The sequence below is a fragment of the Streptococcus sp. k-402 genome, from assembly GCF_013277515.1.
Classification (GTDB): domain Bacteria; phylum Bacillota; class Bacilli; order Lactobacillales; family Streptococcaceae; genus Streptococcus.
In genome coordinates this window covers 63,065-73,023 of sequence record NZ_VMNB01000001.1, presented here as the reverse complement: position 1 = coordinate 73,023, position 9,959 = coordinate 63,065, and the positions used below count along the sequence as shown (strand labels likewise).

The 9,959-nt window shown below is 42.3% G+C and carries 8 protein-coding genes and 1 pseudogene; 2 read left to right on the top strand and 7 right to left on the bottom strand.

Translation table 11 applies throughout. The features are described 5' to 3' along the window. Nucleotides 1-145: 145 nt before the first annotated feature. The 6 genes from HT724_RS00365 to HT724_RS00335 all read right to left on the bottom strand — a co-directional run bounded on the left by HT724_RS00365 (nt 146) and on the right by HT724_RS00335 (nt 7,203). Nucleotides 146-811, bottom strand: a complete 666-nt coding sequence (locus HT724_RS00365) for a TrkA family potassium uptake protein (protein WP_112444870.1) — start codon at nt 809-811, stop codon at nt 146-148. Between the two features lie 13 nt (nt 812-824). Next, the gene (locus HT724_RS00360) at nt 825-2,204 is read right to left on the bottom strand and encodes a potassium transporter TrkG (protein ID WP_173276582.1); all 1,380 of its coding nucleotides are present in this window, start codon (nt 2,202-2,204) and stop codon (nt 825-827) included. A 580-nt stretch (nt 2,205-2,784) separates the two neighbouring features. After that, the gene (locus HT724_RS00355; RefSeq protein WP_173276581.1) at nt 2,785-3,549 is read right to left on the bottom strand and encodes a nucleoside phosphorylase; all 765 of its coding nucleotides are present in this window, start codon (nt 3,547-3,549) and stop codon (nt 2,785-2,787) included. 666 nt (nt 3,550-4,215) lie between these two features. Further along, entirely contained in the window at nt 4,216-4,773 is a 558-nt protein-coding gene (locus tag HT724_RS00345; RefSeq protein ID WP_173276625.1) for a sugar O-acetyltransferase, read from the bottom strand. A gap of 102 nt (nt 4,774-4,875) precedes the next feature. Then, nucleotides 4,876-5,730, bottom strand: a complete 855-nt coding sequence (locus HT724_RS00340) for a VOC family protein (RefSeq protein WP_173276580.1) — start codon at nt 5,728-5,730, stop codon at nt 4,876-4,878. A gap of 240 nt (nt 5,731-5,970) precedes the next feature. Beyond that, nucleotides 5,971-7,203 (bottom strand): carbohydrate-binding domain-containing protein, encoded by a 1,233-nt coding sequence (locus HT724_RS00335; RefSeq protein WP_173276541.1) that lies wholly within the window; start codon nt 7,201-7,203, stop codon nt 5,971-5,973. A gap of 356 nt (nt 7,204-7,559) precedes the next feature. On the opposite strand from HT724_RS00335, the gene HT724_RS00330 reads away from it, so the two are divergent. After that, entirely contained in the window at nt 7,560-8,336 is a 777-nt protein-coding gene (locus HT724_RS00330) for a polyphosphate polymerase domain-containing protein (RefSeq protein WP_173276542.1), read from the top strand. After that, nucleotides 8,329-9,012, top strand: a complete 684-nt coding sequence (locus tag HT724_RS00325) for a DUF4956 domain-containing protein (RefSeq protein WP_173276543.1) — start codon at nt 8,329-8,331, stop codon at nt 9,010-9,012. The genes HT724_RS00330 and HT724_RS00325 overlap by 8 nt, the downstream gene beginning before the upstream one ends. 225 nt (nt 9,013-9,237) lie before the next feature. Here the strand turns inward: HT724_RS00325 and HT724_RS00320 are convergent. Further along, nucleotides 9,238-9,959, bottom strand: a pseudogene (locus HT724_RS00320) (N-acetylmuramoyl-L-alanine amidase family protein); the annotation flags it as partial.

Below are 9,959 nucleotides of genomic sequence, written 5' to 3'. Positions count from 1 at the left end.
TTGATTTTCATTGAGTATTATTCTCTCTTGTCACTTCTTTCTATTCTACCATAAAATCCAGCCTTTGAAGAACTTTTACTAGAATACAAGGGGGTCTATCTCTATTTGCCATCTTGGACATCAAAAAAGAGGGGTGCTCCCTCTTTTACGAATTCAATGCTGCTAGGGTATCCAAATACTGGTTGTTGATGACTGCCAAAATATAGGTATCTGCTTTCAAGAGGTCATCTGGTCCAAATTCAACATCCAATGGGGAATTTTCCTGCTCTCGGAAGCCCAAAATATTCAGATTGTATTTGCCACGGAGGTCTAATTTATTCAGACTTTGACCTGCCCAAGACTGAGGGATTTTCATCTCCACAATAGAGACATTTTTATCCAACTGAAAGACATCAACACTATTATGGAAAAGAATGGTCTGTGCTAGGGACTGCCCCATTTCATACTCTGGCGAGATAACCGAATCAGCTCCAATCTTTTCTAGCACTTTCTTAGCTGTATGGCTTTTGACCTTAGCAATAACAGTCGGTACCCCCAAACTCTTACAGTGCATAACTGCAAGCACACTCGACTCCAGATTTTCACCTGTCGCGACTACAACGGTATCGCAGGTATCAATCCCTGCTGATCTCAATAATTCTTCATCTGTGATGTCACCAATCACTCCACGCGCCAAAACTGGCTCAAACTGATTGATGCGCTCTGCGTGGTCATCAATAGCGATAATATTCATATCCTGCTTGGCTAGGGCAGCTAGGACACTACTCCCAAAAATTCCCAAGCCTAAAATTCCAATCGTACGATCTGACATGCTCTTTCCTTTCTTAACCAATACTAATATCTGCTTTCATATAGTGAATCATATCTTTCTTTTCTGGATGGTAATCTGCTAGACTGACCAGCAGGGTCAAGGGACCAATTCGTCCGATAAACATGAGAACCATAATCACACTTAGAGCTAATTTCCCTAAATCTGGAGTTAAATTTGCCGTCACTCCGACTGTCCCAAGAGCAGAAATGGTTTCAAATATGAGGTGGATAAAGGGAGGATTTCCCTTGGCTGTGATCCCTAGTAAAATCAAGCCCAGCAAGAAGGTCATCAAAAAGATAATAAAGACACTAAAGGATTTTTGAACGGTTCGTGGCGCAATCGTCCGTCGAGCGACATTGGCATGAGGTAAGCCTAGAAGCTCACTTCGTGCAAAAACCAAGAGGACAAAAAATGTGGTAATCTTGAGCCCCCCAGCTGTTCCTCCTGGAGCCCCACCTAGAAACATCTGCAAGATATAAATCAATAAGGTAACAGGACGAGCCATGCTGTAATCAATTGTCCCAAAACCAGCCGTTCTCATGCTGACAGTTTGGAAAAAGCTGACCAAGACCTTATCTGCAACAGGGAGATTGCCAATCGTCCCTGCATTGTTCCATTCAAGAACGAGACTGCTCACCGTCCCAAAAGCTAGTAGCCCCACCGTCAGTAATAAAACCAGTTTGGTGTGAAAATGCAGGCGCCCTTTTTTCTTTTTCCCTATATGCGTAGCAAGGTCAAACCAGACCATAAATCCAAGACCACCTGTGATAATCAAGCCTGCGATGACCAGATTGACCAAGGGATCAGTCTGAAAAGCAATCAAGCTCGTACTTCCAAAATTATCAAAACCTGCATTACAGAAGGCGGATATAGCTAGAAAAATAGCACTAAAGAGACCGCGCCCCCAGCCAAGTTGAGGAACAAAACGAAAACTGAGGAATAGAGCTCCCAAACCCTCAACCAAAAAAGTCGTGAGAAAAATAGAATAGACAAACTTTCTCAAAGATCGAGTCTCTCCATAACTAAAACTATCCTGAATAGTTGCACGGCTACGAAGACTAAGCTTTTGCTTGCTCTGGATATAGAAAACCCCAATAAAGGTCATGAGCCCCAGACCACCAATCTGAATCAAGAACATACAAATGAGCTGACCCCAAATATTGTAGGTATCAGCGACAGGTTGGGTAAAAAGACCTGTCACACAGACCATGGATACAGTTGTAAAAAGATGGTCAAAATAAGTCGCTCGTGAGCTTTCAACTTGGACAAAAGGCAAGCTCAAAAGAAGAGAGCCTAGTAAAATGACCAAGGCAAAACTCAAAAAAATACGACGGGCTGGCGATAAACGAGATAAGCCTAGCTCTATTTTTTCCTTAGATAATTTAAATAACATGTTTCCATTGTACCATAAAAAGCTCGAAATGACTTAGATAGGATAAGGCAAAATCCACTAACACCAAGCCTAAAAAATGCCACCTTTTTGTTGATAGCCTAGGCAAGAACAAGCCTCGTTCAAGAGTTCATGATAATATGACTGTAAGTCAAAAAAGCAAGACAGGAGCTGTTAACGCTAGCTACTCTATATACTTTTCAGGAGAAAATTTCTCTTTTTGATTATAGGCAATGAAAACCAAGACATCGATTAGAAAGCTAGTCGCAGGTTGCTCAAAACACCGTTTTGAGGTTGCAGATAGAACTGACGAAGTCAGTAACATATACATACGGCAAGGCGACGTTGACGTGATTTGAAGAAATTTTCGAAGAGTATTATTTCATCTCACTCTAAATCTTACCAACATAAAACGCATAGTATCAAGGTTTTTCATCACCTGATATGATGCGTTTTTCTGATTTTAAAGATTTTTCCCAATATCAACATGCGTCCGAAAAGAGGAAGATGATCTCATTTAACACTATTTTCGCAAAGTATGAGCTAGACATTTTATGATAAAACAAATCCTTTGCCAGCACAACTAAAGGAGGTGAACACTTGCTAAACTCAGTTCTAGCGCCTTATCAAAAGCTTCCGAACCCCAGTCACGACTATCGTACTGGTCCAAGTCAGCTAGGGAATCTGCTGTGAACAACAATTCACCCCAGAGAACCCCACGCAATTGAGCTACTGCCGCAAGAGCAGAACACTCCATCTCCACAACAGCACAGCCTTCTTCCTTGCGATAAGCCACCTTTTCAGCCGTTTCTCGGTAAAAACCGTCTGTCGTCCAGGTCATGACTTCTTCATAGGGAATCTCTCTAGCTTCCAAAACTTGCTCAATAGCAGCAATAGCCTCTGGCTGCATTTCCATATAACGAGAAGGTGCCACATAGTGGTAACTGGCTCCTTCATCTCGCAGAGCGCGAACAGGGACTAGAAAGGCATTTTCTTCTATATCAGCCAGTACACCACAGGTACCTGTAGATATAATCTGCTCCACACCATAGCCAATCAACCAATCCATAAACTGGGCTGCTGGAGCTGAACCAACAGGAGCCTGAGCCAGACAAATCTCCTCGCCTTTGTAGTTCACGACATAGACTGGATAGGTCTTGGTAGCAGAAACGAATTCGCCGACACAGTCTACCCCTACCTCCCTCGCATAGCGGTCAATCTCCTCACCTAAAAAAGCATAGACACACTTCTTTGGCAACTGCAAATCCAGCCCCTCGTGATTGGGCATGATAACCGCCTGAGGATTATCATCAAACTCTAAAATAGGAATCGCATGTTTCTGAATCATAGCCTGCCTCCTCTAATTTTGTACTATTGTATCAAAAATCGACGGAGTGTCAAGGAGGGGCTGATAAACTGGGGAGAGAAACAAGACAATAACAATATTTTTGACAGAGACTCTTTTTAATGGTACAATGGACTTGCTTAAAAGTTCGATGAAATAAGCACATAAGAAAACACCACCGGTTGCCGCCAGTGGTGTTTTTTTGCGCTTGCTCAAGGCGCTCAGGCTATTTCTTTTTCTTGTCGCATTTGCTTGCTACAAATCGGATAAGCCACTCCGATAAGACATTCGCTAGTGTACCAGCAAGAATAGGTAGCAAGACAAGTTCGATGAAAACGCACATAAGATCACCTCCTGCCTGCGCAGTCTAGTGTTTGCGACCTTACTATTGTATCATCTTTGACTGAAAATAAATAGAAAAATCATTGATATCATCTAGTCATCCACAAAAACTCTCTCCTACACTAATACTTCTTGTATCAAAAAGCATCCCAGTTACAAGATGATTTAAAATTGATCAATGAAGCAGACTTGCTAAGATATAGAGTAGGTAAATGTGGGTTGGGTAAAAAATATAGAAGAAGTTTTTATCTCCACTCCCTTTTTCTCCATTATAGAAGAACAAGGGAATGACAGAAAAGAAACAACACCCGCTGTTCCTTTTTACTTCTATTCCACAGGTATTTCCTTAATCACGCGCGCAGGGTTGCCACCTAATACAACATTGTCCCCAAAGGACTTGGTAATCACGGTCCCTGCTCCTGCGACGACATTATTTCCAAGTGTGACTCCAGGCAGTACAATGACGCCACCACCAGCCCAGAAATTGTCTCCGATTGTGATAGGCTTACCGTACTCAATACCTGAATTGCGCTCATGTGGATCCAGCGGATGGAGGGGGGTCAAGAACTGACAGTTGGGACCAATCATGGCATTGTCTCCAATACGAATCGGACAAACATCCAGCATGGTCAAGTTCCAATTAGAATAAAAATTTTCCCCTAGATGGATATTGACTCCATAATCGACCACCAGACGTGGATTGACATATAGATTTTGCCCAGTCGAACCAAACCAAGCCTTAATGATTCCAGCTCCCTTTAAGGGATCTTCTTCTCGGTTAAAGGCAGCCTGTTTTTGGCGAGAAGCCTGAGCCAAGGCCCGCAATTCTGGGTCCGATGGACGGTAAACCTCTCCTGCTATCATTTTCTGGTATTCACTGGTCATTGCATTCTTTTCCTTATTTCCTACTATCATATCAAATTTTCTACATATCTGGCTAGGATAAGGAGCATTTTATACAATTGATGCTCTGGTCTTTATCACATCCTATCTAGCTAAGCGGATACGCGTCACGATTCCATCTGGGTCTGTCACTTCTAACTGAGTTGATGTCAGCCACTTGATAGGCGCCTCAACTTCCTGTCCTCGGTGCGCAATTGCTAGAAGTTCTTCTTTGCTTGCGACTTCAATGACATAGTAGGCCAAGCCGGGTAAACCTTGTTCACGTCTGGCTAGCCTTTTTCCTCCCCACTCGTTGACCGCTAAATGATGATGATAATCCCCAGACGCAATCCAACTAGCGCTAGGTAGACTAAATTTATCCTCTAGTCCTAAAACCTTTTGATAAAACTGGCTTGCTACTTGACTATCCTTGACAGAAAGATGGATATGCCCCATGCGCGTAGTAGAGGCTATCTCAAAAGGTTCTACTTTACGTCCCATCTCATATATTTCTTGAGCAGATAGGGCTTCAGTCACTCCGACAATGCGCCCATCCTCACGAATATCCCAGTCCTCTACAGGCTTATCCCGATAAATTTCAATTCCATTCCCTTCTAAATCTTCCAGATAGATTGCTTCACTGTAGCCATGATCCGCCCCGCCGACTAGCTGAATTTGCAGCTCTGCTATATGCTTAAACAGATTTGCCAAATCCTCACGACTTGGTAAAAGGATAGCTAGGTGATAGAGACCATAGTGATCTTGCCCCTCCTCTAGCCTGTCTGTTTTCAGTAAATGAACCAAAGCCTTTCCACCAGCTCCTAAAATACTTTCAGATTCTGTCTGAGAAAGGATTTCCAAGCCTAGAATCTGATGATAGAAGGCAGTCTGACTTGCCAAATCCTTAACATTTAAAACGGCTTCTGCCAAATAAATCTTACTATTGTATGCGTAGGTCATCTATTTCTCCTTTGTTCTTTTTGTTGTAACTTTATTCATTACAACATTATACTCCTTTTTTACTTGGAGTCAAGTAGAACAACTCAAATAGCAGGACAAAACGATGATGGGAAAAAGTCGACTTCAGGAGAAAATGAAGTAAATCTCCCCACAATAAAACACATAGTACCAAGGTTTCTCAAGGCCTGATACTATGCGTTTTTCTGATTTCAAAGACTTCTTGCCCAGCCTCGTTTTTGTTTATCCTCGTCCGCCAGGGGCTGGACCTCCAGGACCTCCATTCGGTCCACCGCCTCCAGGCATAGAATTAACAATATCAGTTTGTTTTTCGCCGTTGATGTAAATATCCCCACCTGTGTAGGTTGCTGTTCCATCAAAGTCAAAGCCTGATTGTCCTATCAATTTAATGGTTCCGCCTGTGACTGTGATATTCCCGTTTGAGTCAATCGGATCTGTATCCCCTTGACCAACTTCTACAGTTAGATTTCCACCTGTCATGGTAAAGTAAATATCACTTTGCTGGGCATTTTTATTGGCTGCATTGACTCCATCATCTGTCGAGTAGACATTGATATCGCCACCATTGATCGTAATGGATTTCCCTTCAATTCCTTCAGTCGCATTCTTGACTGTGTAAGTACCACTATCAATCACTAGATTTCCAGAAGCGTGAATGCCGTCATCGCCTGCTGTGACTGTTATGGTATTGTTCGCCAAATACATATTTCCCACAGTCATATCCTCATCATTGTCAACTTTGATACCATCTTCCTTGGCATCGATCGTCATGGTTGTACCAGTGACATTAAGTTCATCATTGACATTAAAGGCATCGCCTACTGATGTGATGTTAAAGGTTCCACCTGTGATGTGGAGGGTGTCGTTAGCCTTGATAGCATTGCTTTTCTTGCCATCTACATTGAGAGTTCCTGAACCATTGATGGTCAAATCAATCTTAGAAAAGAGAGCGGCATTTGCCTTTTCATCACTGTTAGAGCTTGAGTCAGAGAGACTGTTTGTCGTCCCGTCTGCTAAAGTGAGGTAGACATGACCTGCGCTTGTAGCCGAAATAGCCGCATCTGTATTGGTCATGGTCACACCTTTGAGAACAAGTTTCACATCATCAGACTTATCAGCTGCAATTTTAATTTGCACTCCGTCAGACTGACCAGAAATGACATAGGTACCTGCTTTTGAGATGGTCACCGTTGAGCCAGAAACTGTCACACCGTCTCCAGAGACACTTGCAGATGAGCCCGACAATTCAATCTTAGAGGCTGTATTTTCATCATATGAAGTGTCGTAGTCCTTTTCTGTAAAGTAAGAAGATTGACTGTTTTTAGTTGAAGTTGTGATTGCAGTAGTATCTGCCGCTGCAGTTGTACTTGACTTGGTCGTTGACTGCCCACAAGCTGTCATCAAAGTCAAAGCTGTTAAACTGGTTAAGATTAGAGTCCATTTTTTTGATTTCATACTTTTTTCCTCGCCTTCATTTAGCTTGACCTTAGTTTACAGGGGAAGTCTGAAAAAAATCTGAACTTTTTCTGAAAGTTTTCTTAAATTCAGTTTCAGTTAAGTTATCTTTAACAAAAGTTTTAGGAAAGTTCCCTAGACTAGTCACAAGCAAGTTCATACTCAATGAAAATCAAATAGCAAACCAGGAAGCTAGCTGCAGGCTACTCAAAACACTGTTTTGNNAGTAACATCTATACGGCAAAGTGAAGCTGACGTGGTTTGAAGAGATTTTCGAAGAGTATCAACTTGCCCAGACACACCTATCTTCTAATAAGATAGAGTGCTGAAACAGTTTGATAAAGGAGACAGGATTTATGAAACCAATTGAAACAAGCTTTAAACGAATTGAAACCAAATATGTCGTTGCCAAGACTGACTTGGCTGATTTAATAGAAGACTTAAAAACATACCTCGTAGAAGACGACTATCCAACTTCGACCATTTCTAATATCTACTTTGATACAGAACAATTTGATATGATTCAAGATGATAGCCAAGGTACTAAGCGCAAAGAAAAGATTCGGATGCGAACCTATCTCAGTCAAGTCCAGCCCGATAGTCAGGTATTTTTAGAAATCAAATCCAAGGACAGGACTGGTGTCGGGCGTAAATATCGTCTCTTGTCGACTCCCCAGTCTATCACCCAGTTTATGACCAAAGGACAGCTGGATAGCAGCATCAAGGACCAAATGATGATTGAAAAAATTCAGCAACTCCAAGAGGAATATCAACAAGCCATCATCCCTCGTATGTATATCTACTACGACCGCTTTTCTCTCAAGGAAAAGAAAGAAATTAGCGGATTTCCCTACAATAAAATTCGTATCACCATTGACCAAAATCTAACCTATCGTGATGAGAATGTCAGTTTATTCTCAGGAAAGGACGGTTTCCCTCTACTAAACGAGGACATTGTCATCATGGAAATTAAAGCTCCAGGTAGAAAACCCCAATGGCTACAAGATATTCTCGACCAATATGGACTGGTAGAGCAGAAATTTTCAAAATACAGCTGCGCCTACCACAAGTCTCAAGGGCTAGACTATAGCCCACGATCAAGCACAGAAAGTGTAGGTACTACTTATGTCTAATCTTTTCAACTCCATTTTCAACGACACAACTGCTACTGCCAATCCTATCCAGCTCTTTCTGGCTCTCTTAGTCAGCCTGATCTTAGGTTTGGCGCTGACCTGGGCTTACAAACACCGTACTCTCTATACACGGGAATTTGCTGTTAGTTTGACCCTACTCCCCTGCTTGATGACCTTGGTCATCTTTCTGGTAAATGGCAGCCTAGGAACCTCTATCGCTGTTGCAGGAACCTTTAGCCTCATTCGTTTCCGTTCAGCAACGAGTGGTTCACGAGAACTAATTGCTATCTTTCTTGCTATGATTATTGGGCTGGCAGCAGGAACAGGCTACCTAGCTCTAGCTATTCTCTTCACTGTCTTTATCTTAGCGGTATGGCTTCTTTTAGAAAAGCAACAAAGCAAGAGCAACCACCAACGTCGCAGACTATTGACCATCACAATTGCCAACCAAGAAAATCAACTTCAAACTATCCAATCTGGGCTATCACAATTCTGTACTGAGTTAGACCTCATCTCCATTGATACCAGCAATGATGGAGAACAAGTCACCACTGTCTACGAAGTGGATTTCAAGGCTCAAACCGATGATTTTCAAGTCATCCATTACCTCACTAAAGAACAGGATACTTACCAGGTTTCCCTGACCAAGAATGCCAAGAAGAGAAAGAATTTGTAATTTTCAAATCAAATAGCAAACTAAGAATCTCTTGAGTGCCACCATTCTTTACCAATCAAAAAACTCCGTAGTCTCTAGTGCCATAAATCCGGCTAGAGATTACAGAGTTATTTTTTAATCTAAACTTCCTACAAGAGTATAGTATCTACTGAAAGGATATGGTATTTGTAGGGAATACTTTAAAGAGTTCTTACAGGAAGTCAGTATTAACTAGTTATATTAGGTTTAGTTTACCCATTCACCATTGGCATTGACTCTATAGCCATCTACAGTTGTGTTGACTGCAAGGGCACCTGAGCCATTGACATAGTACCATTTGTCTGATACTTTGAACCATTGGCTTGCTTTCATAGCACCTGATGCTTCAAGATAGTACCAAGTACCTCCATCTTTAAGCCAACCTGTTGCCATTGAACCATTAGCGTTTAGGTAGTACCATGAGCCGTTGACTTTAGCCCAACCTGTTGCCATAGCGCCGTTAGCGTTTAGGTAGTACCATGAACCATTGTATTGGAGCCATCCTGTCGCCATAGCGCCATTGCTGTTGAGGTAGTACCATGAGCCATTGTTTTGTAGCCAACCTGTTACCATAGCACCATTAGCGTTTAGGTAGTACCATGAACCGTTGTCTTGTAGCCATCCTGTCGCCGTTGAACCATCAGTATTGTAGAAGTACCACATACCGTTTTCTTGTTTCCAACCTGTTTTTGGAGCGGCTGGTTTAGCTGGTTCTACTACAGAATATGAGCTGTATGATGGAACATATGAAGGGTATGAAGGGACATATGTCGGATTAGATGGTCTTGCAGGAACAGAAGGTTGTGCTGGAGTGTCTCCAGCTGGTTTTGGAGCTGGGGCTGGAGTTTCTGGAGCTGGTTGAGATGGCTCTTCAGCTGGTTTTTCCGCTAGTTTTTCTGCTGGAGTTTCAGCTGGTTTTTCCGCTGGTT